Annotated in this window: 22 protein-coding genes; 17 read left to right on the top strand and 5 right to left on the bottom strand. The window is 43.3% G+C overall.

Annotated elements, in window-relative coordinates; genetic code table 11:
* The first annotated feature begins 26 nt into the window (after positions 1-26).
* The 6 genes from J1N09_RS06300 (at position 27) to J1N09_RS06275 (ending at position 8,638) form a co-directional block, all read left to right on the top strand.
* Entirely contained in the window at positions 27-1,166 is a 1,140-nt protein-coding gene (locus J1N09_RS06300; protein WP_321160799.1) for an MBL fold metallo-hydrolase, read from the top strand.
* 85 nt (positions 1,167-1,251) lie between these two features.
* Positions 1,252-1,686 carry a hypothetical protein gene (locus tag J1N09_RS06295; RefSeq protein WP_265199018.1) on the top strand — a complete coding sequence of 145 codons (435 nt, stop codon included), beginning with the start codon at positions 1,252-1,254 and terminating at the stop codon, positions 1,684-1,686.
* Between the two features lie 120 nt (positions 1,687-1,806).
* Positions 1,807-2,913 carry a nickel-binding protein gene (locus tag J1N09_RS06290; RefSeq protein ID WP_265199016.1) on the top strand — a complete coding sequence of 369 codons (1,107 nt, stop codon included), beginning with the start codon at positions 1,807-1,809 and terminating at the stop codon, positions 2,911-2,913.
* A 131-nt stretch (positions 2,914-3,044) separates the two neighbouring features.
* Positions 3,045-4,436 (top strand): FAD-binding oxidoreductase, encoded by a 1,392-nt coding sequence (locus tag J1N09_RS06285; RefSeq protein WP_265199015.1) that lies wholly within the window; start codon positions 3,045-3,047, stop codon positions 4,434-4,436.
* Positions 4,437-4,574: 138 nt separating this feature from the next.
* A complete protein-coding gene (locus J1N09_RS06280) occupies positions 4,575-5,177 on the top strand; it encodes a hypothetical protein (protein ID WP_265199014.1) in 603 nt (200 codons plus the stop codon).
* 185 nt (positions 5,178-5,362) lie between these two features.
* The gene (locus J1N09_RS06275; RefSeq protein WP_265199013.1) at positions 5,363-8,638 is read left to right on the top strand and encodes a WD40/YVTN/BNR-like repeat-containing protein; all 3,276 of its coding nucleotides are present in this window, start codon (positions 5,363-5,365) and stop codon (positions 8,636-8,638) included.
* 216 nt (positions 8,639-8,854) lie between these two features.
* Here J1N09_RS06275 and J1N09_RS06270 read toward each other — a convergent pair whose 3' ends face one another.
* Both J1N09_RS06270 and J1N09_RS06265 read right to left on the bottom strand, forming a co-directional pair.
* Positions 8,855-9,337 (bottom strand): AraC family transcriptional regulator, encoded by a 483-nt coding sequence (locus tag J1N09_RS06270; protein WP_265199011.1) that lies wholly within the window; start codon positions 9,335-9,337, stop codon positions 8,855-8,857.
* A 90-nt stretch (positions 9,338-9,427) separates the two neighbouring features.
* Positions 9,428-9,889, bottom strand: coding sequence for a hypothetical protein (locus J1N09_RS06265; RefSeq protein ID WP_265199010.1), 462 nt, complete (start codon positions 9,887-9,889; stop codon positions 9,428-9,430).
* Positions 9,890-10,155: 266 nt separating this feature from the next.
* Here J1N09_RS06265 and J1N09_RS06260 point away from each other — a divergent pair, with 266 nt between their 5' ends.
* The 4 genes from J1N09_RS06260 to J1N09_RS06245 all read left to right on the top strand — a co-directional run bounded on the left by J1N09_RS06260 (position 10,156) and on the right by J1N09_RS06245 (position 15,832).
* Positions 10,156-11,043, top strand: coding sequence for a hypothetical protein (locus J1N09_RS06260; protein WP_265199008.1), 888 nt, complete (start codon positions 10,156-10,158; stop codon positions 11,041-11,043).
* 131 nt (positions 11,044-11,174) lie between these two features.
* On the top strand, positions 11,175-14,192 hold the full coding sequence (locus tag J1N09_RS06255) for a WD40/YVTN/BNR-like repeat-containing protein (RefSeq protein WP_265199007.1): 3,018 nt from the start codon (positions 11,175-11,177) through the stop codon (positions 14,190-14,192).
* Positions 14,193-14,210: 18 nt separating this feature from the next.
* On the top strand, positions 14,211-14,762 hold the full coding sequence (locus tag J1N09_RS06250; RefSeq protein WP_265199004.1) for a tyrosine-protein phosphatase: 552 nt from the start codon (positions 14,211-14,213) through the stop codon (positions 14,760-14,762).
* 68 nt (positions 14,763-14,830) lie between these two features.
* Positions 14,831-15,832 carry a metal-dependent hydrolase gene (locus J1N09_RS06245; protein ID WP_265199002.1) on the top strand — a complete coding sequence of 334 codons (1,002 nt, stop codon included), beginning with the start codon at positions 14,831-14,833 and terminating at the stop codon, positions 15,830-15,832.
* A 29-nt stretch (positions 15,833-15,861) separates the two neighbouring features.
* Here J1N09_RS06245 and J1N09_RS06240 read toward each other — a convergent pair whose 3' ends face one another.
* Positions 15,862-16,434, bottom strand: a complete 573-nt coding sequence (locus J1N09_RS06240; protein ID WP_265199000.1) for a hypothetical protein — start codon at positions 16,432-16,434, stop codon at positions 15,862-15,864.
* A gap of 157 nt (positions 16,435-16,591) precedes the next feature.
* On the opposite strand from J1N09_RS06240, the gene J1N09_RS06235 reads away from it, so the two are divergent.
* From J1N09_RS06235 to J1N09_RS06225, 3 genes are all read left to right on the top strand, one after another.
* Positions 16,592-17,449: a winged helix-turn-helix domain-containing protein gene (locus J1N09_RS06235; RefSeq protein ID WP_265198998.1), complete on the top strand. Its 858-nt coding sequence runs from the start codon at positions 16,592-16,594 to the stop codon at positions 17,447-17,449.
* Between the two features lie 99 nt (positions 17,450-17,548).
* The gene (locus J1N09_RS06230; RefSeq protein WP_265198996.1) at positions 17,549-19,255 is read left to right on the top strand and encodes a patatin-like phospholipase family protein; all 1,707 of its coding nucleotides are present in this window, start codon (positions 17,549-17,551) and stop codon (positions 19,253-19,255) included.
* A gap of 150 nt (positions 19,256-19,405) precedes the next feature.
* Entirely contained in the window at positions 19,406-20,899 is a 1,494-nt protein-coding gene (locus J1N09_RS06225; protein ID WP_265198994.1) for a hypothetical protein, read from the top strand.
* A gap of 78 nt (positions 20,900-20,977) precedes the next feature.
* Here J1N09_RS06225 and J1N09_RS06220 read toward each other — a convergent pair whose 3' ends face one another.
* A complete protein-coding gene (locus J1N09_RS06220) occupies positions 20,978-21,655 on the bottom strand; it encodes a TonB-dependent receptor plug domain-containing protein (RefSeq protein ID WP_265198992.1) in 678 nt (225 codons plus the stop codon).
* A 136-nt stretch (positions 21,656-21,791) separates the two neighbouring features.
* Here J1N09_RS06220 and J1N09_RS06215 point away from each other — a divergent pair, with 136 nt between their 5' ends.
* Entirely contained in the window at positions 21,792-22,247 is a 456-nt protein-coding gene (locus J1N09_RS06215) for a cold-shock protein (protein WP_265198990.1), read from the top strand.
* A gap of 96 nt (positions 22,248-22,343) precedes the next feature.
* Positions 22,344-22,772: an FKBP-type peptidyl-prolyl cis-trans isomerase gene (locus J1N09_RS06210; protein ID WP_265198989.1), complete on the top strand. Its 429-nt coding sequence runs from the start codon at positions 22,344-22,346 to the stop codon at positions 22,770-22,772.
* A gap of 15 nt (positions 22,773-22,787) precedes the next feature.
* Here J1N09_RS06210 and J1N09_RS06205 read toward each other — a convergent pair whose 3' ends face one another.
* Positions 22,788-23,612 (bottom strand): sterol desaturase family protein, encoded by an 825-nt coding sequence (locus J1N09_RS06205; protein ID WP_265198987.1) that lies wholly within the window; start codon positions 23,610-23,612, stop codon positions 22,788-22,790.
* 294 nt (positions 23,613-23,906) lie between these two features.
* Here J1N09_RS06205 and J1N09_RS06200 point away from each other — a divergent pair, with 294 nt between their 5' ends.
* Together J1N09_RS06200 and J1N09_RS06195 are read left to right on the top strand one after the other, a co-directional pair.
* Complete coding sequence (locus J1N09_RS06200; protein WP_265198984.1) at positions 23,907-24,212, top strand: DUF1330 domain-containing protein; 306 nt, start codon at positions 23,907-23,909, stop codon at positions 24,210-24,212.
* A 32-nt stretch (positions 24,213-24,244) separates the two neighbouring features.
* Positions 24,245-25,300, top strand: a complete 1,056-nt coding sequence (locus J1N09_RS06195) for an NAD(P)-dependent alcohol dehydrogenase (RefSeq protein ID WP_265198982.1) — start codon at positions 24,245-24,247, stop codon at positions 25,298-25,300.
* The last annotated feature ends 1 nt before the right edge of the window (position 25,301 follow it).

Below are 25,301 nucleotides of genomic sequence, written 5' to 3'. Positions count from 1 at the left end.
CAGGTACTAAATGCTGCCACCTTTAGGTGAAACGATTTCTGAAATATCTAAAACGAATGCTGATCACAATTGTCATCCTGATTGCAACGATGGTTGTTGCCTACCTCTTATTTGTGAATTTTTATCCGAGTTTTGGAGGTAATGTTTCTAAAGCAGATAAAGAACGCTACAGTCTTTCGGAGAACCATCGCGAGGGTGCTTTTGTAAATAAAAACAGGGTTCCCGAGGATATGAGCTTTGGCGAGATGCTAAAAGTTGCCCGTAAATTCTTCTTCGAAAAAGTACCTAATGCACGGCCTGAGAACAACCTTGAAGTGCAGAAAATCGACTCAAGCGCAATTGCCGATTATAATAGTCCGACACGCCTGATATGGTTCGGACATTCGAGTTTCCTGCTTCAAATGGAAGACAAAACAATACTCATTGATCCCATGCTGGATGAAGTTCCGGCTCCTCATCCGATGTTAGGATCAAAACGTTTTAATTCCGAAGCACCCATAGCGCTGGAAATGATCCCGGCAATAGATGCGGTCATCATATCTCACGATCATTACGACCACCTGGATTACAAATCCATCAAGGAGTTAAAGGACCGCGTTGAGATGTTCTATGTGCCGCTAGGAGTGGGGGTTCATTTACAAGCCTGGGATGTACCCGAAGATCGAATTTTAGAATTGGACTGGTGGCAGGAAGTAGAGTTTAAAGGATTGACCTTTGCCTGCACACCTGCCCAGCATTTCTCTGGTCGTAAATTCAACAACCGCATGAGCACCTTGTGGAGTTCATGGGTGATACTTTCGGATAAAGAACGGCTGTTTTTCAGTGGTGACAGCGGCTATAGTGAGCACTTTAAAGACATCGGTAATGCTTATGGTCCTTTCGATTTTGCCATGATGGAATGCGGACAGTACAACGAAAAATGGCCGGATATTCATATGTTTCCGGAAGAAACTGCCCAGGCAGGGCTCGATGTTAGGGCCCAGGCCATTATGCCCATTCACTGGGGAGCCTTCAAACTTGCCTTACATGAATGGACAGATCCGATCATCCGGGTTCAGAAAAAGGCCTCGGAATTAGGCATTCCCTTAGTTACACCAAGGATAGGCGAACCTATTATTATCAATGACTTACCAAAGCCACAATCTGAGTGGTGGATGGAGAATTGAGATTATTTTAAGGGTATTTTCTTCAGAAAAAAAAATCTATTTACCTTGATATTACTACTTTAGGTATTTGATATACATAACCTTTATGAAACGATTCTTATTTGCGCTATTGTTCTCTGTCGTTTGTATTTCTGCTTCGGAAACAGTGCAGGCTCAATCTAACCCATCCGTGGAAGAGCTACAGCAATTCTTCAATGGACAGCAACTCCTTGTCACCTACCGCGAAGGCGAAGCGGTGTACGGGACCTATTACTTTCTCGAGATACATTACTGTCCGAATGGTTACTACGGCCTTTATGGTAATACAGTAAAGCAAACGGTTCTGGGTAACGAACAGCGATCGAATTGGCAGGAATACGGAAATTGGAAGGTCATTAACCAAAATGGACTGAATGGTATTCATTATGTCAGTTTGCAGGGAACCCAGCAATTCTTTCCCATTTATAAGCTGGAAAACGGGGATATGTTTATCAGGGAAGGTGTATCCATCGTGAAGCAGGGACAGGCGATTTGTAATTGATTGGTTGCAGCCGCGAAAGATTCTACTATTTATTTCAATGTAATTGCGGCAATAGTATTTAGGAGTGTATTAGTCGAGTTAACCGATTTAATATCACTAACTTGTTTGAAAATATACTTTATGCCAATTTACATGGACCGTCACGAAATCCCAAATGACTTAAAAGCGGAGCACGTGGCACAGATGCACCAGGAAGACCTGAAGGTGCAGCATTTATTCGGTTGTAAGGGCATGACCTACTGGTGTGATGAAAAACGAAGAACTGCCTTCTGCCTCATTGAGGCTCCAAACAAAGAAGCAATCCAGGAGATGCATAACCACGCGCATGGTGATTTACCTCATAGTATAATAGAAGTTAATGAAAGTTTAGTTGAGTCCTTTCTGGGTAGGATGGAGGATCCAGTAGACCAGAATGGAGAGGCAGTGCAGGTGATAAACGAACCTGCGTATCGAGTGATCATGGTGATAGAGATCAGCAACTACCTTGATAGGGTTGAAGCAGATCAATATTCCTTGTTCATTCAGAAATTTCACAACAGCGCCTCAAAAACCATCGCGAAGTTTAACGGGAGCGTAGTTAGGAATAACAATAATAATTACCTGGTTTCTTTCGAATCGGTTTCCGATGCTGTGCATTGTGCTCTTAAGATGCAGTTTAAATTTAAATATGTAACACCTAAGGGGAGTTTTATGAAGCGAAAGTTAGACCTGGCACTAACTGTTGGAATGCCTGTTACAGACAATACCGGTTTGTTTCAGGAAGGTATTTCTCTTGCCACCAGAATGTGTGAAATCCTTAGGTTTCCTCTTGTTATTTCTTCGGAAGTGAAAACAATGTTTGAAAACGAGAATCGCAATGCTGTCATCGATAAGAATACGATACGAACCTTAAGTCCTTCCGAAGAGAAATTTATAACGCAGATGATGGACTACACCGAAGCGCACTGGAAAAACCAGTCATTTAATGTGGCGACTTTTAGCACGGCACTCGGATACAGTAAATCTCAGTTATATCGAAAATTAAAGCATCTAACTGGAAAATCTCCGAATCTATTCATTAGAGAGTTCAGATTACACAGGGCCCTCGACTTACTTCATAATCAAGCGGGTAATATTTCTGAAATAGCTTATGAGACGGGATTCAACAGCCCGACTTATTTCTCCAAATGTTTTTATGAGAAATACGGGATCTTACCATCAAAATACCTGCAGCAGCACACGTACTAAATCATCAAACATCAGCTTTCTTGTCATGCATGATATGTATGAGTTTTTGAATTGAATGTGATACTCTTCCCATTTTCGGCAGCCTAATTTAGCTGCTGAAAATAAACTTATAACTAACTAATCACATCATTATGAATAACTTAATTAAGGAAGTGGACCCGTCTGCTATCGAAACATTTGCGTCCCAACTAAGAGGAGATCTTGTAAGTGAGAATCATCCGGATTACAATGAAACCCGTAAGGTTTACAACGGCATGATCAACAAGCATCCGGGCCTGATCGTAATGTGTGTTGACGTGGCGGATGTAATAGCTGCGGTTAATTTTGGAAGAGAACATAAACTGCTTGTCGCCGTGAGAGGCGGTGGCCACAATGGAGGAGGTCTCGGTCTGTGCGACGGGGGGCTGGTGATCGATCTGTCCGGGATAAAATTTGTTCGTGTTGATTTATCCAACAATACCGTTCGTGTTGGAGGCGGAAACCTATGGGGAGAAGTAGATCATGCTACACATCCTTTTGGTCTTGCGGTGCCAGCCGGAATTATTTCAACAACCGGTGTAGGTGGACTGACCCTAGGAGGAGGCGTTGGCCATTTGTCCAGGAAGTATGGATTAACAATCGATAATTTACTTGAGGCAGACATGGTTTTGGCCGATGGTTCATTTGTCACTGTAAATGCTTCACAAAATCCCGATCTTTTTTGGGCTATTCGCGGAGGAGGAGGAAATTTCGGCATAGTCACTTCATTTAAATTCCAGGGCCACCCTGTAAAAACAGTATTTGGAGGACCTACCTTATGGCCCATTGAACGGACCGAGGAGATCATGGAATGGTATCATGATTTCATTAACAGCGCCGAGGATGATATAAACGGATTTATTGCTACTATGGTCATACCCGGACCTCCATTTCCTGAAGAGTTACACAACAAACAGTTTTGTGGTATCGTCTGGTGTTATACTGGGGATACATCAAAAGCTGAGGAAGCCTTCAAACCTGTCATGGATAAGAATCCGGTTTTTGCACATGTGGGTGAAATGCCTTACCCAGCAATCCAGACTTTATTCGACGGATTGCTACCGCATGGTTTGCAATGGTACTGGAGAGCCGACTTTTTTAAGGAATTAGGAGAAGAAGTCCGTGCAACTCACCTGGAATATGGTTCTAAGATCCCTACACCTTTATCACAGATGCACCTATACCCAATTAGTGGGGCTGCGAGCAGAGTAGGTGCGGAAGATACACCGTGGGCATATCGCGATGCCAACTATGCGGGTGTTATAGTAGGTGTGGATCCGAATCCTGAAAATGCACGGAAAATAACAGATTGGTGCAAGGAATACTGGGAGGCACTTCATCCATATTCAAGCGGTGGGGCTTATTCAAACTTTTTGATGGATGAGGGTCAAGAGCGAGTTCAGGCGAGTTACCGTCACAATTATGAACGCCTGGTCGATATTAAGACGAAATACGATCCTTCTAATCTATTTAGTGTTAACCAGAATATCGCACCTCGAAATTAACTCTTAGTTTTATTGAACCGGCCATTGTTTCATGAGTGGGGTCCAGATTTCTACGATTGAAAACAGTGGTTGTTCATGATTATTATCATTTTTATTTTCATCGGTCTTCAATAGCTTTCAGGCTGTAAATTAAGATCTATGAAAACCTTCAATATATTCCTTGTTTTTTCCTTAATCGCTATGCTCCAGGTTAACGCTCAGATTCCCGACAAGGATCAGGAGTCACTAATTAAGCCGGAAGTTGAAATTTCCACTAACATTTTTTGGCAGGTTAAGGCCTATCACCCTGATGTGAAGTTATTAAAGGTAAAAGCTTTTGATGGTAATGGTAACATCTACGATGTAAAGGCCATTCAGGGTTCGGATGATACCAGTCTTCTTAATGTGAAAGCAATTGTGGATGGAAAATACCTTCCAATCAAACTCATCATGATTGAGGGAGACCGTTACCACCCTTTGAAAGCCATCACTGAAGATGGAATGATCATGGATGTCCGCGCCATCACTGAAGAAGGCTTTAAATTACCTATCAAAGGTGTGAGTAAAACGGGCAATATAATTCACTTAAGGGCTATTGACGACGGACTTGAATATTACAATATAATTTCTATTTCTCCATTTGGGGATGTAAACCAGGTTAAAGGACTTAAAATGATGGATTCCGACGTGGAAGCTACGATTAATGGGGTTAAGATATACGCTCACGTAAAAGCTATTAAAATCAGTTCAACTGATATGTAAAATTCCATAATAGAGTGGTCGGGTAGGTAGTTAGGATTTTATTCTGACAGCACTGCCCGGCCTTTCTTTTAGATTTCGATTAGCCTTCAATTTCCTGAAGCATATCAGCTATGTGATTTGCTTACAGGTCTCAAATAGTTCACTATCTTTATGCTTCCGCATTAAAAAACTAACAATCTATTCCGATGAAAAAATGTTTTATTCTCCTTGCATTTGTATTATTTATACTTCCTGTTGATACTTCAGCACAAAAAAAGAAATCCGAAGAAAAACAGGCACTGGATACGCTAAACATCAGCGGTCTAAGTTGGCGTTGTGTTGGACCGGCACTGACTTCCGGCCGGATATCCGATATCGCCGTAAACCCGGATAATCCTTTTGAATACTACGTCGCGACCTCTTCAGGTGGTGTATGGAAGACTATAAATTCGGGCGTCGATTTCACCCCTATCTTCGACAATGAAGGATCGTATTCCATTGGATGTATAACCATGGATCCAAACAATCCCAATGTGATTTGGGTGGGTACCGGAGAAAATAACAATCAACGATCCGTTGCATACGGGGACGGGGTTTACAAGTCGGAAGACGGAGGTGCTTCATGGACCCACATGGGTTTAAAAAACTCGGAGCATATTGGAAAGATCATTGTACATCCCGATAATTCGGATGTGATCTATGTAGCGGCCATTGGTCCTTTGTGGAGCAAAGGAGGAGATCGCGGACTTTATAAGTCGGAAGACGGTGGAAAAAACTGGACAGCCGTGCTTACGGTTGATGAGCATACCGGTGTGAATGACGTGGTTATGAGTCCTGCTAATCCGGATGTTCTATACGCGTCTACACATCAGCGAAGACGACATGTTTATACATACGTAGGAGGTGGCCCTGGTTCAGGGATCCATAAAAGCACCGATGGAGGAGAAACCTGGACTAAAGCTCAGACGGGATTGCCTGGTGTTGAATTGGGACGAATCGGCCTGGCCGTAACCCCGGCAGATCCTCACCTGGTGTATGCCATAGTAGAGGCTGCGGATAGCAAAGGAGGTGTATTCAGAACTACAAACCGCGGTGCCAGCTGGGAAAAGCGAGGCGGTCACGTGACCAGTGGAAACTATTACCAGGAGATCATAGTAGATCCGGTAGATCCTGAAACATTGTACTCCATGGATACCTGGATGTCCGTTAGTCATGACGGCGGAAAGAATTTCAAGGTAGTAGGAGAGACCTACAAGCACGTCGACAACCATTCTATGTGGATAAATCCAAAAAACACAGCGCACTGGTTGGTGGGATGTGATGGCGGTATTTACGAGACATTCGATTCCGGAAAGCAATGGGATTTCAAAGAAAATTTACCTGTTACCCAGTTTTACAAGGTTGCGGTAGATAATGACTATCCCTTTTATAATATTTACGGAGGGACCCAGGATAATTTTAGTATTGGTGGACCTTCCCGCGTATTGACAAACCACGGCATCACCAATTTCGATTGGTTTATTACCAATGGTGGTGATGGCTTTGAATCCCAGGTGGATCCGGACAACCCGGATATAGTTTATGCCCAATCGCAATATGGTTTCCTGGTTCGTTACGATAGAAAAAGTGGTGAGATCGTAGGAATTCAACCCAAGGAGCGAAAGGGAGAGAATGCTTACAATTTTAACTGGGATTCACCTCTTGTGGTAAGTCGTCATGCACCTGGCCGACTCTATTTTGCAGCCGATAAATTGTTCCGTTCCAATGATTACGGCAATAGTTGGGAAGTGATCAGCGACGACATGTCGCGCAAGTTGGACCGAAATAAACTGAAAGTGTTCGATCGAGTACTTAGCATAGACGCAGTGATGAAAAATGGTTCAACCTCTCAGTTTGGCAGTATCGTGGCCTTATCAGAATCGCCACTTGACCCCAATCTTCTGGCTATTGGAACCGATGATGGCCTTATCCACATAACTGAGAATGGTGGACAAAGCTGGAGGAAGATTGACGGGGTTAATGGTGTTCCCAACATGTCCTATGTGAATAGCATTTACCTGTCTCGTCATGATAAAAACGTGATCTATGTTGCTTTTAATCATCATAAGTACGGTGATTTTAAGCCGTATATCTTTAGATCGGCAGACAAAGGTGCTAGTTGGACATCAATAAGTGGCAATCTGCCTGAGAGAGGAAGTGTTTATGCCATTGAAGAGGATCCGGTAGATAAGGATCTTATTTTCTGTGGAACAGAGTTTGCTGCATTCTTTTCACCCAATAGCGGTAAACGATGGAAGGAACTTTCAGCGGGATTACCAACGATAGCTGTTCGGGATATTGCAATACAGGAACGTGAGAACGACCTGGTGCTGGGTACCTTCGGAAGGGGCTTTTATGTGCTTGATGATTATTCAGCATTGCGATCTGTTGAGAACAGTGTCCCTGTGGAGAAAGCAAAGATATTCCCAATTCGCGATGCACTTACCTGGGAGCAGAGTTCACCATTAGGATTACCGGGTAAGGCCTTCCAGGGAGACAATTTTTATACGGCCGAAAATCTCGGTCCGGAGGCGATCATCACCTATTACTACGGCGAGGATCACAAGTCTCTGGAAGATACCCGTAAGGAAAGCGAAAATGAATTGATAAAGGAGAAGAAGGATGTTAGATATCCTACCTATGATGAGCTAAAAGCTGAAAGAGAAGAAGCCGATCCACAACTCGTCTTTACTATTCGCGATTCGAAAGGACAGATTGTGAAGAAGGAATTTCAGAAACCTTCAAGAGGGATCAACAGGTTTAAATGGAATCTGAGGTATACGCTCCAGGATCCAATAGACTTTTACACCCCATCCTTCTACAACCCGTGGGCATCCAAAGATGAGGGGACGCTTGTTGAACCCGGCAGTTATACCATTGACATGCAATTGGAGCAGGACGGTGAGTTTACGCCCCTGGTAACACCGCAATCCTTTGAGGTGAAGGCATTGAACAATACGGTTATGCCGGCTAAAGACCGAGGAGAGAAAGTGGCTTTCCAGCGTGAGATAAGTGAATTGGAGTCTAAAGTAGGTGAAATGCAAAGCAAGATGGGCGAACTCAATGAGAAGCTCCGATACATGAAATCGGCTCTCAAGCGATCTGAACAGCCTTATGGAAACCTTTTAAAGCAAGTCATTGCTGTGGAGGACAAACTGGAGGATATAAACCATAAGTTGTATGGCGATCCTGTGAAGCGTTCACTTGATATGGATCAACCGCCTTCTCCTGCAAATAGGTTAGGAATCGTTAGTTATGAGCAAAAATATACTACCTCCGAAGTTACCAAGACACACAGGGATAGTTATAATATAGCTAAGGCCGAATTGAATTCGTTATTTGCGCAACTCAATAATCTGATAGATGTTGAAGTAAAACAATTGGAGGCATCATTCAAACAAGCCAAAATGCCGTATACACCCGGACGCGGAACGAAGCAGTAAAGAGATACTTCAGATTTAAAGAAAGAGACTGCCTCAAAAAATTGGATTTATGAGATTCTGAATTTAATTCAGAATCTCAACATTTTGGGATTTAGAAAACCTATAGAAACCAAATCAAACTCGTTTTGACTGCAAAAATACCTTTGTATACAGCCTCTTTCTCGGTTTGGAGCTTGCTTTCATCACTTGCACAGGCTTGAAACATCCGGTATCTGTTTATTCAATTTGAACACAGATGTCCACTATATGCTTACCCTCCGGGTGCGTATTCGGGTCGTTCTTATACGACTCAAATTCAAGCGTTGTGGGTGTGATATTTTCATCGCGAATAAAGTCCAGGACTTCCTTCCATGCATTTTTATATTCTTCGGGAAGGATCTCGTAAGAACCCACGATGTATTTTCCTTCGGGTAGCGTCATTAGATGTATTCCTTCAGGAGTGATTGTTTTTTCCGGAACGGTAAAGCCCACACTAATCCGTTGTTTTTCTTCAGGCACAGTGCAGGGATCGTCATGATATACCGTAATTGCCTCGGTTTTTTCGGTCATCAGGCCTTTAGGTGCGGCCCATTCCATGACCGTATTGAACAATCGTCCAAATAGCTCGGTATCACCCATATAAGGCCCAACATTACGTACATACGCAAGCGTCCTTTTGGGGAGTCGTGTTATCTTAATATTTGATACAGCAGTTAGCATAACAGATTGTTTTCAGGTTAACAAATAAAGATAGGACAGGTGGTAAATTTTGGCAATGACCTGCGTCAGGATTGCGGAAAAGTTTTCAAATCAACTGTACCTGCGTATGAGCATCACGTTCAGAATTGCAAACCAGGCCATACAGCTAATAAATGTGAACTTCTGAAGGAGCGGGAGATTTTCGATCATTAGACCGGTTTCATAAATAAAATAGTTTGCCAGGAATAATATCAAACTGAATATTCCGAGGAAAAACAACTTTCGGTAATGGGCATCATACAATTGCTTGAAAGTAAGTAGCAGGGCAATCGCCCCGAAAGCACCCGCGACGCGAACCACTACATCATGCCCGCCAAATACCATAAAACCGGTGGTTATCATGGACAATACACCGAAAGCACTTGTTAATACTGCAACAGACCGTTTAATATCGAACAATCTGGGTAAGTATAACCAGAGGATCAGGATGCTGCTGCAAAGTATGCCCAGTGAAATCCTGGCGTATATCCTGGCTGTGTTCTGTTTGCCGTTAATAGCGTAATTATCCAGCAAATCACACAAATAATTATAGCGAAAACTAAAACCCGAATGAGTGGGGTCTACATAAGAGCCTCCGGGGTATGAAAACGCAGCAATCAGATAAAAAAACACAAATAATAACATCCCCAAAAGCGGCACAAATAATATTTTGTGATGGATTTTCATCTTACTACGACCTTACAAGTTAAAGCTCAGATGCAGTGGCTTTTATCTCTATGACTATTGTCATTGCCACGAGAATTAAAGGGTCTTAATTTTACTGGATTAAAACCGTAAATATGAAAAATTTAATCATCAGTTTCATTCTCATTCTGGGTCTTGGATTTCAATCTACAGCCCAGGAAATAGCACCCTATATAAAGATAGGGGAATCCTCGGAAACCATTGATCAAGTTTCAGAGAAAGTAATAAATGCTTTGAAGGATAATTCATTTTCGGTTCTGGGGGTTTATAATCCGGCACGTAAGAGCGGACTTAAGGTTATCGTCTTTACACGGTCCGATATAAAGAACACCGTTGTAAAAGTTAAGGATAGGGGAGCACTTGCGGCAGCCTATAAAGTTGGGTTGGTGAAAAAAGGAGATAAGGTTGTGATGTCCTATACAAACCCCGATTATATTCTACGAGCATATCTCATGGATAATTACAGTTCCTACAAAAATGTATTTACAACGTTCAGTTCTGATCTGCGTACTTGTTTCGCACCATTAGGATCTGAATTTACTCCTTTCGGAGGGAGTGTAGAAGCCGACAAATTAAAGAAGTATCATTACAAGATAATGATGCCTTATTTCACAGATCCCGTGGAACTAAATGAATTTGCCTCTTTTGAAGAAGGCTTGCAAACTATTGAGAATAACCTTAAACAGAAGAAAGGAAATACGGTACAGGTGTATAAACTCGTCTATAAAAACAGTAAAGTAGCCGTATTTGGCGTTGGACTCCGTAGTTCCGAAGACGGAGAATCCCACTTCCTTCCAAAGATTGGCGAAGCCCATGCTGCAGCCCTACCTTATGAAATCATACTTCAGGGCAATAAAGCCACAATGTTGCACGGTAAATATCGAATAGCCTTGCACTGGCCAGACCTCACTATGGGTACCTTCATGAAGATAATGAGTACTCCGGGAGACATTGAAGATACGCTCGAAGAGCTCTGTCAATAGTTATAGAACCCTGGGGCTGTTACCTCAGGGTTTTTTAAAAGTTCTTATGGGGATCCACGGCTAAAATGTTATTGAATTGTAAGCTAAAACTTCATTATCTTTAGCTTCTTACCAATCATTTTATTGAATTTATGTCAATTATATTTCGCTTAACCCCAGCCTGGATACTATTATTCTTTATCAACCCGATTATCGCTCAGGACTTTTCGTCCTTTCAATACCGAACCGTTGGCCCCGAGCGCGGTGGGCGTGTAACAACCGTTACCGGAACCGTCATGGAACCTGGCACCTTTTACCTGGGTGCAACCGGGGGTGGCGTTTGGAAAACAACCGATTATGGGGTTAGCTGGAATAACGTATCGGATGGGTTTTTTGAAACACCTTCCATTGGTGCTATAGAGATCGCACATAACGACCCGAATATCGTTTACGTAGGCACCGGAACAGACGGGCTGCGATCCAATGTAATCAGTGGCCGTGGGATGTACAAGTCGGTGGACGGTGGAAAGACCTGGGATCACATCGGATTAAAGAATGTGGGTCAGATAGGAGCTGTTGAGATTGATCCTAATAATCATAATATCGTATGGGTAGCAGCTATCGGAAATGCATTCAGGGCGAATCCCGAGCGTGGGGTTTTCAAAACCATTGACGGTGGAAAGACCTGGGAAAAAGTATTATTTGTTTCTGAAGAAACAGGATTCGTCGACCTCGAGTTGCTTCCCGGTAATCCGGAGATAGTGTACGCCGCCGCCTGGAAGGCCCGAAGATATCCATGGTCCATTAATTCGGGTGGAAAGAATTCCGAAGGAGGAATTTACAAATCCGAAAATGGAGGAAAAGACTGGAAACGTTTGAAAAAAGGACTCCCTAAAGGACTTATCGGTAAGATTGACCTTGCGGTTTCGCCGATAGATTCAAGTATACTGTACGCCGTGATCGAAGCTGCGGATGGAGAACTGGGTTTGTATAAATCAAAAGACCAGGGAAAGACCTTCGAACATGTCTCAGATGATAAACGCTTGGTAAATCGGCCCTTTTACTACACCAATATTGAACTCGATCCTACCGATTCGGACATTGTCTATTCCAATGCAAATCCTTTATTAAAATCTACTGATGGTGGCGAGACCTGGGGACGTATGGACGTTCCGCATGGGGATAACCACGATATTTGGCTCAATCCTGATAACCCGGACATTCTCATTCAATGTAACGATGGAGGTGCAAACGTTTCCCATAATGGGGGAAAGACCTGGTCTTCCCAGTTCAATCAGCCCACATCAGAGCTTTACCAGGTTGAGGTAGACGACCAATATCCTTATTGGTTGTACGCCGGAATGCAGGATAATTCATCTACTATTGCCGTACCAAGTTTTCCGCCTTCGTCAACGCAAACGGCTGGAAAGGGATGGATCATCAACACGGGGGGGTGTGAAACAGGACCCGCCGTACCGAAACCCGGTAATCACAACATTGTATATGCAAACTGCAAAGGACGTTTCTCTGTGTTCAACAAGACCACAGGGAACGAAAAGGGCTATTATGTGGGAGCTTCTAACATCTATGGCCACAATCCGAAGGACCTGGAATACCGCTTTCAAAGAGTGGCACCCATTCATGTTTCTCCTCACGATCCCGATGTGGTGTACCACGGATCACAATACCTTCATAAAACAACCAATGACGGACTGAGTTGGGAAACCATTTCTCCCGACCTTACCGCCTTTGAGGCAGATAAACAAGTTATTTCCGGAAGTCCGATCACTCGTGATATCACCGGGGAAGAATACTACAGTACGATCTATTCGATTCGTGAGTCGAAACTATCCAAAGGACTTCTTTGGGTAGGATCCAATGACGGATTGGTTCATGTAACCCGTGATGGCGGTGCAAACTGGGAGAATGTTACACCCAGGAGCCTTCCGAAAGGGGGAAGAGTGGAATCGGTGGAACCTTCCCATTTTGATGCGGCAAAGGCCTATGTGGTTGTTGATCACCATCTAATGGGTGATTCTAAGCCATATGTGTATAAAACTTCCAATTACGGTACTTCCTGGGAATTGATTTCCGAAGGAATACCATCCGATTTTAATGCTAGAGTACTGCGTGAAGACCCTGTAAGACCGGGATTACTATTCGCTGGCACCGAATATGGAGTTTTTGTTTCTTTCAATGACGGAGCATCCTGGGAGGCCTTTCAGCAAAATTTACCTGTGACACCCATTACCGACCTGAAGATTCATCGTGGTGACCTGGTGATAAGTACTATGGGCCGTGGATTCTGGATACTCGATAATATTACCACCTTGAGACAGCAGAACGTGAACGAACTTGCAGTAGCTGCAGTCCTGTTCAAACCGGATACTACTGTTCGTTATCGTTGGCCAAAATCAAGTTGGTCCAGGTTCCCGCAATACCCCGACCCTGCCGTTATAATCGATTATTATGTCCCTGGTGGACAAGACGGAAGTGTTCAGTTGGAAATACGAGATGGCCAGGGAAGTACCGTTGCGGTTATTGAAAGTGCTTCCTCCAGTAAGGCTGATTCAGAAGAGGTAGTGGAAGATATGAATTTGAGTCAGACTTTCAGATACACCGATAAAAAACTAGAGTCGAAACCCGGACTACACCGTTTTTCCTGGAATATGCGCAGCAAAGGAGCCTGGCATTCAAGCGAAAGAAGGCGGTTTAAGAACGGTCCAATGGTGGCGCCGGGTACTTATATCGCAGTGTTAACTGTTGGGGATCAAACTTCGGAACAACCGTTTGAGATCGTTATGGATCCCAGGGTAAATGCTTCGGGAATTACGGAGATGATCATCAAAGAACAGATCGCTTTTCAAAATAAAGTGATCAGCTTGCTTTCTGAGGCACGGATACTTCAGTCAGATCTGGAGAAGGAAGTCGAGCAACTGGAAAAGATGAAAGGAAAGGCGAACAAACGTAGATTGGAATTAGTGAATACTGCGCTGTCCAAACTTAAAAATGCCGACGGTGCCTATCCTCAGCAAATGATGGTATCACAGATTTCTTATTTACTGAATATGGTTAGTGGAGCCGATCAGCAGATCGGGCAGGACGCGAATCAACGATTGCTCAAATTAGGTACACTTTTTGAAGAACTAAAACAATCGGTTAAAAAGTAACATACCCGAGTCCATCGCATGAACTTTTATATTCAATTAAAGACATCTTTAATAGCGATCTTCCTGTTCCCCGTTATGGTTTTGGGTCAGCAGGATTTCGAAAAGATTGAATCCCGAAATTTCAAAAACCTCTACAAACTGAACGATTCTCTTTTTCGTTCTGAACAGCCTTCTCGTAAGGGTTTTAAGGAGCTTGAAGGCATGGGTGTTCAATCTATAATCAACTTCAGAAGGTTGAAGGAGGATCGAAGGAAAGCACGATCTACCGATCTTACATTGAACTGGATACCCATCAGGACTAAGGAATTGACTGAAGCTCAGCTAGTGGAGGCCCTGCGCGTGATAAAGGACTCGGAGAAACCGGTATTGATCCACTGCTGGCATGGATCCGACAGGACCGGGGCGGTTGCCGCGGCCTATCGGGTGGTATTTCAGAATTGGTCCAAAGAAGACGCAATTCGTGAGTTGAGATACGATGAGTTCGGATATCACGAAAACTGGTATCCCAATATCATCACGCTAATCAATTCCCTGGATGTCCCAGCCATCCGGAAAGAACTGGAACTATAAAAGCTCTACTTAGTTTGATAGTACAATTCTTATCTTTACCCTCGTTTTAAATTAGATCATAGTCGAGATTGGATTCAATCACTCAAATGGTACTTGGTGGCGCTGTTGGAGAAGCCACTTTAGGAAAGAAGGTAGGCAATAAAGCTGTGTTGTATGGCATGATCGCGGGCACCATACCTGATCTTGACGTGGTGGCTAATTTTTTAACAGATACCATTACCGCCATCGAATTACATCGCGGTGTGAGTCATTCGGTGTTTTTTGCCCTTATCATGTCACCGGTTTTCGGGTGGCTGGTCAACAAGCTCGAAAGAAAAAAGAACCTCGGTTGGAAACCATGGGCACGGCTATTCTTCTGGGGATTGCTAACGCATGCTGTACTCGACGCCTTTACCACATGGGGAACGCAGTTGTTCTGGCCATTTGATCTTCGGCTCGCATACAACACCATCTTTGTGATAGATCCGATGTACACTGTACCTTTCCTCATTTTCCTTGTTCTGGCCATGTTTAATAAAAGGGGATCTGGGATTCGCAGCAAATTGAATTGGACCGGAATCGGGATATCAAGCGGATACCTGCTGTTATGTGTCCTTCTGAAATGGGCTGCGTTCAGCAAGTTTGAAAATGCACTGGAGACCCAGGGCATTGAATATAAGGAAATGTCAACACGCCCCGCCCCATTTACAACCGTGCTATGGAACGCCAATGTAGATACCGAGCAAGATTATCTCATAGGTGATTATTCATTCTTCGATAATAAGCCCATTACTTTCACACCCTTTGCTAAAGATCGATTGTTGTCCAGGGAATTCTCGGAACGGCCCAATGTGAAACGCCTGATAAAGATCTCTGAAGGCTGGTATATCATAGACAAGCGCGATGGGCAATGGCATTTTAACGACCTGCGTTTCGGGTTGATCCCGAAACGCGATGGCAGCTTCTCCTTTGCCTTCTCGTATTTGCTAACAGAGGAGGATGGGAAGATTATGGCCACAGAGGATCCCAAAACAAGGGAAGACGCAGCTTACCTTATGGGGCAGTTATGGGAGCGTATTAAAGGAGATTGAGCACTTTAGGGCCATATCCTTTGATGAATCTAGCAACCCCTGACCTCAAATTTCAAGTATCCTCCCTGATTCCTTATGAATAAAGGAATTTCTTCCAAGGTGCATTTTGGTTCGATCACGAATTGTAAGTTACTTGATACAGTAAAATCTTCCTTGCTATTTCTTTTTACTTTCAGGTAGTATTTTGTGTCTTCTCGCACCCAGTTCACTTTTCCACGTACGAAAGGATGCAGGTCGTATTCCTCTATAGATCGAGGTATTTCGTCAATGTCACCGATAAAAGTTATGTCGGAAGATTCATCCGTTTGGATTGTGAATTTTCCTTTGAAATCTCTTTTGGCATTGGGTGAGACAAAGTATGAATCATTGAGTAGCTCCATACTGATGACCAGTTCAAACTCTTCTTTCTTAAGTTCATTAACCCCGAACTTGATCTTGTATTCATCCGTGGCAATGGAATCGTAGTAATAGGTATAATCTTTCTTGTCTTCTATAACCATCTCCGATTTATCAAGGAGTGCGAGATCTTTGTATGTTTCTGAAGTATTGGTATTACATCCTACTAGTGTTAGGACAGCAAAAAGGAATAAGAAGTATTTCATGATCGTTCGTTTTATAGTACTCCGAAGCCTTGGCGTAGGAGTATGATTAATGATGGGGTAAAACTAGGGGAAGCAGATCTCAAATGTGTCAAAAGAGTGTAAAAGATATGTCAAAAGCTGTAAAATATCATCAAATTATATGTTATTTACATTCGTAATGAAGAAAAGGATACTGCTTTATATTATTGGTGCTGCTTTATTGGCAGTGGCCTGGATTTTCTCTGGAAACCCCACTTCTCCTAACGATTTCAGTTCTAAAAGTAAGATCGCACTGCGGGAAGTAGGCGATCGTATGCTGAGAGCCGACGGAGATTCAACTTCCCTGGTGCTTCCAATAAAAGAAGTTGCGGACAACCTTTTCCAGCTCTCATTTGAAAAGGAATTGTCCATGGATCCCGGGTTGCTGGTTTCTACTTTTGAAAATAGCCTTCACAATGCCGGGCTTACCGATGAGTACATAGTGGAGGTCATACGAACTTCAGACAAGGAAGTTGCATACAGCTATCAGATGAATACCGGGGTAGAGGAGACCATCGTTGCCTGTGGGGGGCGCGTACTCCCGGAGGACGAATATAGAATTGAAGCCAGGCTCTTGCGACCTGCTGAACGGAGCCTCGAATTGCACTGGGGATATTTACTGGTAATTCTAGGGTTAATAGTGTTGCTGGATTTTTTCTTTTTCAGAAAGAATAAAAACCGGCACGAAAGCTCAGATCCACCGCACTTATCCGTGGGGAGTTTTCGCTTCTTTCCCGATCAGAACAAACTTGTTAAAAAATCTGAAGAGATCAGCCTCTCACGCAAGGAATGCGAACTGCTCGCCATATTTGTGGAGCGTCCTAATGAAGTGATCAAGCGAGAAGAGCTCACTAAAAAAGTCTGGGAAGACAACGGTGTTATCGTTGGTAGAAGCCTGGATACTTATATTTCAAAACTTCGGAAGAAACTCCAGCAAGACGAAACCATCAAACTTACCAACGTACACGGGGTAGGGTATAAGCTGGAATTGGCTTGACTAGTTTTTCAGTAAAAACCCTTAGCAAAAATGTAATGAGTATCCTTACCTTTGAAATACTCCCTGCCTTATTGATATCATTCTAAACTAACCTATCCTATGGGAACCCTGAATTTCAAACCGTTTGAAAGTATCGGTCTCTGCTTTAGCGGAGGTGGATATCGCGCAACATTCTTCGCACTTGGTGTTATTTCATATCTGAACAAAGTAAAGTACAAAGATAGTAACCTGCTAAAAAAAACAGAGGCTATGAGCACTGTAAGTGGAGGTACCTTGCTGGGTGTTGCCTATGCAAAGGCAGCCCAGGATCCTGATCTCGACTTTGGTGACTTCTTTCGCGAAGTCTACAATACGTTCAAACCGGAGAACGACAAACTATTGGAAACTGCCATTAAAAAACTGGAGGATGATGCAGTTTGGAAAGATAATCCGCATAAAAAGCGCTCTTTAATCAATGCTTTCGCACTTACATATGCCGAAATGGACCTGTACAGCGGTGCTTTCGAACTGTTCCGGGAAAGCCCTACTGAACATGTTAAACACCTTTGTTTTAACGCAACCGACTTCTCCTTTGGATTGGCATTCCGGTTTCAGAATACCGGGCGATTTGGAAATTATCCTTTAAATACCAAGGAGGTCGATGCGCTGATGTACGACGTACAACTGGGAGATATAGTTGCGTCCTCATCCTGTTTTCCTTTGGGATTTGAACCTCTCGTTTTTCCGGATGATTATTTTAAGGATCAAAACACAACTAAATACAAGGCCCTCAAGAGCCTGGAACGATTTACCGATGGGGTAGGGATCATGGATGGTGGAATTGCCGATAACCAGGGGATCGGTAGTATGATCAATATCAGTGAACAAAAAAACCGTGACCGCGAACTGGACCTGATCGTTGTAAATGACGTAGGTAGCTATAAAATGGTACCATGGCAGCAGGATACTACGAAAATTGATAAAAGCACTTCTCTTAAAACAAGTATCAATACATGGTTGGGTTATTTTGGTGTAAAGCCTCTTTACTGGATCACCTTGCTGGTAGGGGTATTACTCATAGTGCTGAACTCCCTGGAATTATTTAAAGGTCAGGCCTGGACGTCATTGTACATCATTGGAAGTGTGCTTACAGGCGTGGGACTTACACTTACCGTGGCAGGCATATTATTAGCTATCGGAAAGGCAATTGGAATAGCTAGTGTAAAGCGTTTGTTTAAGGAAAATGTTCCCGAACCCCTGCTGGATGATGTCCTCAGTTTTGAGAAACTTGGGATCGACTTGATAAAACGGATGTTGATAGACCGAATGACTTCATCAGCAAAGATGATCAATGATATTTTTCTGAAACAAATTCGCCGACTCAATTATCGAATTCTATATTCCGAAGAAAATTTAAAGAACAAAATTATAACCTCTACAGTTTATGCGCTGAACGGGAAAAAGACCCCTTATTCCAATGGTTTGGATTACAACAAAGAGATAAAGCCACCTCCAGGTAAATTGCTGCAAAGTGTTGGATTAACAGCTTCGGAGACTCCAACCACACTTTGGTGGGATGAGACTGATATTCGCAAAAACCGAATGGAAACCTTAATTGCTTGCGGACAATTCACCAGCTGCTATGAACTGATGGATTATATTATCGAGCTGAAACGCGATCTGGAATTGGACGAAGGAGAATTAAAACTACTGGATGATATGTACGAGGAACTCAATAAGGATTGGAAAGCCTTTAACGAAAATCCTTTTTACATGACCGAAGCCTACCTAAAGGTTAAATCCGAACCACAGTCCGAAAACGCCTAAATCAGATTTAAGGAAAAACCCTTCTTATCCTTAGAATTTTCCCGTTGTAAATTAGGGGTATTTCCTTGAATAAACTGGTTATCAATAAGTTAGATTTGTATATCCCCTGCGCTGAATAATTCAGTAGTAGTAATTATAAATCTAACCCATATGAAAAACCTAATTAAGTACTTTCTAGGACTATTAGCCCTTCTGGCTCTTTTAGTGAATTGTGATCCGGGTAAAACCGATCCGGTGGACCCGTCATCCGACGACCCATGTGAATATAGGGATTCGCTAAGGATAGGCACTATTCAACCTTTTAGAGTCGAAGGAGGAGACTATCCCGCATTTCCACCAACCAAGGACACTTTGAACAAGGAAACCAAGCCTTATTATGTTCCGAATGGCCCGATACGCGGAACACTCGCCCCTTTAAACCCTGAATTTAAAGTAGATAAGCAGGACGATGGCGCCAGCCAGGCGGTCTCCTTCGAAGAATACGATGAGATCGATGATGCGCCGAATACCAGTATGACCTTGCCGGAACCCAGTGTGGCCGAAAATGGCCAAACTGTTATGACCACCGGAAACTGGTGGGTATCCTTATCATTAGATGGCGGCCAATCCTTTACAAGTGTGAATCCAACTACCATATTTCCAAATGATTATGGTGGATTCTGCTGCGACCAGGTCCTGCAATATGTTCCCGAATTCGATCTCTTCGTCTGGCTCTTGCAATATTCACAGGATGGATCCGGGCAGAATGCCATTCGCATCGCAGTTCAGGATACACAAGGTGTGCGAAACAGCAACGGAACTTCCTGGACCTATTGGGATTTTACCAATGATGCGCTGGCTTCAGGCGGTGTGCTGGATTACAATGATATGAGCTTCGGAAATCAGTTCCTATACTGGACGAGTAGCATAGGAGGAGGAGCGAACCGCTATGTTGTCCGAGTACCGCTTCAGGAACTGGCAGCCGGAGGTACTGTTAACTACCAGTATACAGGAGCAACAACGGCCTACTGGTCGCATGTCTCACAGAACGGAAACAATGCCGTATACTGGGCGGGCCACCAGAACAACAGTACGATGCTGGTGTATAGTATGAGGGATAATGAGAACTCCTACAGCTGGCGTGAAGTGAATATCAATTCCTGGCCCAATGGCACCATGTCTTCAATAGCAGCCGATGGCAACGATTGGTTAGACGATGCTTCCTGGAAGACCTATGTTAGGGCAGCTACAACGCGGGAAAACAATGTGATCTTCGCTTGGAATGCTTCAGATAATGGGAATTTTCCAAATACACATGTTCAGATCGCCGAGATCAATACCAGCTCCTGGAACCTGGTGAACCAGATGCAGATATGGAATCCCGACTTCGCTTTTGCCTATCCTTATTTTGAAACTAACCGTAAAGGACAGATAGGTATCATTACCGCTTTTGGTGGAGATATATATAACGCGAGTAGTGGAGTAGGAGTATGGGGTGATTTTGTGATCTACTATCCCCGACTAAGTTCCCGAAGCTATAATAATTATGGCCATTATCATACTACAAGACGTTCCGGCACGAATGCAGATGAGTGGGTGTCGGCCGGATTTACCTACGAAACAGATGGTTCTATAACGCCCTACTATGTTAGGTACTCACATTAGTGATTAATAGCAAGCCTGACTAACTTAGGAAACCCGGCTATATCCTCTTGAATTTCAGAGAGATAGGAATAGCTGGGTTTATTTTTTTGTTTTGATTACGATCACACCATTGGCCCCGCGTGTACCGTACATTGAAGTCTCGGTTCCCTTTAAAACACTGATCTTATCCACATCTACGGGAAGAATATAATCTATGCTGGAAACTATGTTGCCATCCACCACGAACAAAGGATCCTGGGAAGAAATCAAAGAATTCACCCCGCGAATGGTGATCTTATTGTCACTGCTCACTCGCACTCCGGAAACCCGATCGCGGATCAGATCGTAAATAGAAAGGAAACGAGTTGCATCTATGCGTTCTTCGGCATCCACTTGTTCTACTTTCATTGCCATATATTTCTCGTTCTCTTCATTGTAGCCTATAGCAACCCTGTCTTTGGTGTCAAGCCTCTCATTGGCCGGTAGTCGACCATCGATATAGACAAAGTCAATTTTTTCTTCTTCATTGTAGTCATGGGATAGGAGTCCGTACTTAGGTGAGTACACATGAATGGTCTTGACATCTCCCATAAGCATTACTGAATAGCGTCCCTTCTTGTCGGTTGTTACGTTGGAATTGATAGAATCCAGGTAGATCATGGCTCCGCTCAGGGGTTTGTTCTTATTGTTTGAAACAGTGCCGGTCACCTTAGTTTGAGCATAACCTGAAGTAAACAAGAAGATAACAACGAACGATAATGAAAATATTTCTTTCATTTTGAAGATGTAAATAGTTGGTTTAAAGGTATGAATAAGTTTCGCAGCACATGGAATGTAAAATATTGAATAAGAAATAGTGGAACTGTACAAAATTCATCTAAAAATGCCGTAACTTATCGGCATATTACATTATATGGCAAAATCACAACAATCCTACAGTAAAAGACAAAAAGAAAAAGAACGATTAAAAAAGCGCGAAGAGAAGCAGAAAAGAAAAGAAGCTCGTCGCGAAGAAGCGAAAGATAAGGACGAAAGTATCCCTTTTGCGTACGTTGATAAGTACGGGAATTTAACGGATACTCCACCTGAGCGGGACGAGGAGGAAGAAATAGAAGCTTCTGAAATAATTTTAGGCATACCCAAAAAGGAAGAATCAGACGAGGAATTTGATCCTATTCGAAAGGGGAAGGTTTCATTCTTCGATCACAGTAAAGGCTTTGGGTTCATTATAGATACCGAAACACAAGAAAAACACTTCTGTCATGTGAGTCGCCTGAACGACGAAATTTCAGAAAATGACAAGGTTAGCTTCGAACTGGAAAAAGGCCCAAGAGGTTTGAATGCTGTAAACGTAAGCTTACAGGAATAATTTCCCGGAACACCCGGTAGAATCAAAGTTTTCTCTCAAATTTTCTTCTCTGTTATATTGGTTATACCTTTGCTGGATAAACTAAATTTAAAAGTTATGAGCAAAGTGAAGGCGAACGATACAGTTCAGGTACATTATACAGGTAAATTGGTAAGTGGTGAGATTTTCGACAGCTCCCTGGAGAGGGAACCGTTGGAGGTTCAGCTGGGACAAGGTCATTTGATCCCCGGATTCGAAAGCGCCCTTGTGGATATGGCTGTGGCTGAAAAGAAAACCATCACGATCGCAAAAGCAGAAGCTTACGGTGAGGTAATGGATGAGTTATTTCAGAAAGTACCGAAATCCGATCTTCCCGATACCATAGAGCCTAAAGCCGGGATGGGACTGGTTGGTTCCAGACCAGATGGTTCACAACAGCAATTCAGAATTACTGAAGTCCACGAAGAACATATAGTGCTTGATGCCAATCACCCTCTTGCAGGCCAGGACCTGGTATTCGATCTTGAGTTGATCGCTATCAAATAACTTTAGTAGTTATGATCAGCTAAGTATCTTTTCTGAAGCTGGTATTTCCTTTGTTTTTTTAACCTGCTCGCGTTCCCATTTGGTTGGGCTACCGAAGAGTATGGTCCAGGTTTTTCGGGGGCGTTTCCACACGTCTTTCAATAAGTCTCCCCATGCGTGAAACACCAGGTATACCGGGTTGTATGAATTCACCGGCTTAGTGATCCCGTAAATGGCCTGTTCTTTTTCGGGTTGAAAAGTTCCGAAGATCCTATCCCAGATAATTAGCGTAGAACCGTAATTCTTATCGATATAATCCTCGTTCACCGCATGGTGCACCCTGTGGTGGGACGGGGTTACAAAGATATATTCGATGGGCCTTGGGAGTTTGCGGATCAATTCGGTGTGTATCCAGAATTGATATAGCACTTCTATTTGATGAATAATGGCAAAAACGATAGGGTCGAAACTCATCAGTAAGACCGGGATAAAAAAGACAAGTTTTAAGTTCTGAACCCAGGACAGCCGGAAAGAAGTTGAGAAATTATAGAATGTGGAACTGTGGTGCACCACATGCGTGGACCACCAGAACCGCTGTTCGTGCGATATCTTATGCGACCAGTAGCGGGTGAAATCCAATGCCAGAAAACACAGTATATAGGACCACCATGTATGTGGTATGCTCCACGGTGTAATGTTATAGCATACTACCACAAAATAAAAGATGCCCACCTTTGTGAGTGCATTTACGAACAGGTTTCCAAATCCTATGGTCGAGGATGCGAGGAAATCTTTACCGTTATAGAGTTTCCTGTTGTTTCTAATAGACAGGTAATACTCAAGCGCCACCAGTGTAAACATTACCGGTGCGGCGATCCATATGATAATATTAAAATCTACTTGAAGTAGGGAGTCGAGGGTAAGCTTTTTATTTTCGATGTAGTAAATGATTTACGCACACACCTATTAAAATCATTAAATCGAAATTCTCAGAAGATTAATTGGGAAATCTGTACGGTGGTATAACGAGTGCGAAGATACTAAATTATATTGAGGGCTGTATTAATGTATGTTTAGCTATTCAATACTATTAATTCTGAAATGATTGGGATTAAAATCGTAGTTTTAGGAGAAACTAACTAACTCCCTTATACAATGAAGTATTATTCCGTATTAGACGTAACTCCAAATTCCGAAGAATGGATCCCGAAGTACATACCCACCGCTTCAAAGCTGGTGGCAAAACACGGCGGTACCTACTTATCCCGAACGCTTACCCATGAACAACTGGAAGGAACCGATGCACCTGTCGGGGTGAGAGTCATTATTGAATGGCCCTCTAAAGAGGCAGCAACAAACTTCATGAATGACCCGGAATATGCGCCTTTCCTGAAGATGCGAACTCAAGGCTCGGAATCTAATCACTTCCTGATGCTCGGTCAGGACGATATGGCGCAATAAATAACTCACAATAATTTTATAATTCAACAAAAATGCAAACTACATCAATAAAAGCATACGGCACGGAAGCTGCCGATGCGGATCTAAAACAATTACAAATAGACCGACGTGTGCCACTGGCTAAAGACGTCGAAATAGATATCATGTTCTGCGGAGTATGTCATTCCGACCTCCACTTTGCTCGGAACGACTGGGGCATGACTGAATTTCCCGTAGTACCCGGCCACGAGATCGTAGGCCGCGTTACCCGTGTTGGGGACGGAGTTAGCAAATACAAAGAAGGCGACCTGGTGGCCGTTGGTTGCCTGGTGGACTCCTGCCGCACCTGTGACAATTGTAAAGATGACCTTGAACAGTACTGCCCTGAATGGGTGGGTACCTACGGAGGTTTCGACAAACACTTGCAAACCAATACCCATGGAGGCTATTCGGAACGAATAGTTGTGGATGAAGAATTTGTACTAAGAGTTCCTGAGAACTTAGATGCAGCGGGAATAGCTCCTGTGCTTTGCGCAGGGATTACTACCTGGTCTCCGTTGCGACACTGGAAGGTAAACGAGAACAGCAAAGTAGCCGTTGTTGGACTTGGTGGCCTGGGTCACATGGCCATCAAACTAGCGGATGCCCTTGGAGCGCATGTAACCCTCTTCTCACGATCACCGGGGAAGATAGACGATGCAAAAAAGTTGGGAGCGGATGAAGTGATCATTTCTACGGACGACGCCCAGATGGAAGCTGCCATGGGACGATTCGATCTTATTATCGACACGGTACCTTATGAACACGATCTCAATCCTTACGTGAACACTCTAAGCACCAACGGAACCCTTGTAGTGGTTGGGTATTTAGGTCCGCTGGACCCTATGCTGGTGACGGTTTCCATGATCATGGGAAGAAGGTCTGTGGCCGGTTCTTTGATCGGTGGAATTGCTGAAACCCAGGAATTACTGGACTTCTGCGGCAAGCATAATATTACTTCGGATATCGAGGTGATCAATATGCAGGACATCAATGCGGCTTATGAACGTATGCTGAAAGCAGATGTGAAGTATCGTTTTGTAATCGATATGAAATCATTAAAGGCTTAAT

This window comes from Aureitalea sp. L0-47, assembly GCF_026126405.1.
Classification (GTDB): domain Bacteria; phylum Bacteroidota; class Bacteroidia; order Flavobacteriales; family Flavobacteriaceae; genus Pukyongia.
This window is presented reverse-complemented; position numbering and strand designations above follow the sequence as displayed.

What these genes read in the sequence shown, in the direction of transcription:
- J1N09_RS06295 (WP_265199018.1), top strand. Translation starts at nt 1,252, where the DNA reads ATGAAACGATTCTTATTTGCGCTATTGTTCTCTGTCGTTTGTATTTCT.
- J1N09_RS06290 (WP_265199016.1), top strand. Translation starts at nt 1,807, where the DNA reads ATGCCAATTTACATGGACCGTCACGAAATCCCAAATGACTTAAAAGCG.
- J1N09_RS06285 (WP_265199015.1), top strand. Translation starts at nt 3,045, where the DNA reads ATGAATAACTTAATTAAGGAAGTGGACCCGTCTGCTATCGAAACATTT.
- J1N09_RS06280 (WP_265199014.1), top strand. Translation starts at nt 4,575, where the DNA reads ATGAAAACCTTCAATATATTCCTTGTTTTTTCCTTAATCGCTATGCTC.
- J1N09_RS06275 (WP_265199013.1), top strand. Translation starts at nt 5,363, where the DNA reads ATGAAAAAATGTTTTATTCTCCTTGCATTTGTATTATTTATACTTCCT.
- J1N09_RS06270 (WP_265199011.1), bottom strand. Translation starts at nt 9,337, where the DNA reads ATGCTAACTGCTGTATCAAATATTAAGATAACACGACTCCCCAAAAGG.
- J1N09_RS06260 (WP_265199008.1), top strand. Translation starts at nt 10,156, where the DNA reads ATGAAAAATTTAATCATCAGTTTCATTCTCATTCTGGGTCTTGGATTT.
- J1N09_RS06255 (WP_265199007.1), top strand. Translation starts at nt 11,175, where the DNA reads ATGTCAATTATATTTCGCTTAACCCCAGCCTGGATACTATTATTCTTT.
- J1N09_RS06250 (WP_265199004.1), top strand. Translation starts at nt 14,211, where the DNA reads ATGAACTTTTATATTCAATTAAAGACATCTTTAATAGCGATCTTCCTG.
- J1N09_RS06240 (WP_265199000.1), bottom strand. Translation starts at nt 16,434, where the DNA reads ATGAAATACTTCTTATTCCTTTTTGCTGTCCTAACACTAGTAGGATGT.
- J1N09_RS06235 (WP_265198998.1), top strand. Translation starts at nt 16,592, where the DNA reads ATGAAGAAAAGGATACTGCTTTATATTATTGGTGCTGCTTTATTGGCA.
- J1N09_RS06230 (WP_265198996.1), top strand. Translation starts at nt 17,549, where the DNA reads ATGGGAACCCTGAATTTCAAACCGTTTGAAAGTATCGGTCTCTGCTTT.
- J1N09_RS06225 (WP_265198994.1), top strand. Translation starts at nt 19,406, where the DNA reads ATGAAAAACCTAATTAAGTACTTTCTAGGACTATTAGCCCTTCTGGCT.
- J1N09_RS06220 (WP_265198992.1), bottom strand. Translation starts at nt 21,655, where the DNA reads ATGAAAGAAATATTTTCATTATCGTTCGTTGTTATCTTCTTGTTTACT.
- J1N09_RS06215 (WP_265198990.1), top strand. Translation starts at nt 21,792, where the DNA reads ATGGCAAAATCACAACAATCCTACAGTAAAAGACAAAAAGAAAAAGAA.
- J1N09_RS06210 (WP_265198989.1), top strand. Translation starts at nt 22,344, where the DNA reads ATGAGCAAAGTGAAGGCGAACGATACAGTTCAGGTACATTATACAGGT.
- J1N09_RS06205 (WP_265198987.1), bottom strand. Translation starts at nt 23,612, where the DNA reads ATGTTTACACTGGTGGCGCTTGAGTATTACCTGTCTATTAGAAACAAC.
- J1N09_RS06200 (WP_265198984.1), top strand. Translation starts at nt 23,907, where the DNA reads ATGAAGTATTATTCCGTATTAGACGTAACTCCAAATTCCGAAGAATGG.
- J1N09_RS06195 (WP_265198982.1), top strand. Translation starts at nt 24,245, where the DNA reads ATGCAAACTACATCAATAAAAGCATACGGCACGGAAGCTGCCGATGCG.